This is a genomic window from Microvirga arabica (assembly GCF_016811235.1).
Lineage (GTDB): Bacteria > Pseudomonadota > Alphaproteobacteria > Rhizobiales > Beijerinckiaceae > Microvirga > Microvirga arabica.
Map to the genome: position 1 here is coordinate 1 of NZ_JAFBID010000243.1, position 518 is coordinate 518.

The 518-nt window shown below is 54.4% G+C and carries 1 protein-coding gene; it reads right to left on the reverse strand.

Annotated features, from left to right (window positions below; genetic code table 11):
* Positions 1 to 32: 32 nt before the first annotated feature.
* A complete protein-coding gene (locus JQC81_RS32710) occupies positions 33 to 296 on the reverse strand; it encodes a hypothetical protein (protein WP_203275906.1) in 264 nt (87 codons plus the stop codon).
* Positions 297 to 518 lie beyond the last annotated feature (222 nt).

The window sequence follows — 518 nt, forward strand, 5'->3', positions numbered from 1 at the left end:
GGTTTTATGATGGTTGCGTGCCCAATGGGAACTTACGATGCCTGTTCGGTCCTGCTGCGGTTGCGGTAGCGCCGAACCAGGGCATAGCCGCCTGCAATGAGCAGGAACGGCAGGCCAGCCCCGGCAATCGGGCCTGGAGCACCCTTATTCGAACCTATGTTGCCCACACCTTGTCCCTGGTTGCCCTGACAGTTCCCGCAATTGGGCGGGGTCGCGGCATTCGGATTTGCCGCCACCGCAGGCAGGGCGAAAGTTGCCGCCACAATCAATGTAGCGAACCTAATCTGCTTCAACATCGCAACCTCCTATTTGGAAGATCATAGTCACGATCGCAGGATTACTTAAGTCGCTTGGTAGAACAAATTACTATTTGGAGCCAAAACTCTCCAAATCAGTAGAAGCATACGTTCCTCTCTAAGGATTAACCCAGCCTGTATCGGGCAACTTACCAAGGCCAAACGTGGCCTTCAGCGAATGTACAGCCGGAAGCTCCCATGGTGCTCCTTGTGATGGCCATC

Coding starts and splice junctions, on each gene's coding strand:
- JQC81_RS32710 (WP_203275906.1), bottom strand. CDS start 296: ATGTTGAAGCAGATTAGGTTCGCTACATTGATTGTGGCGGCAACTTTC.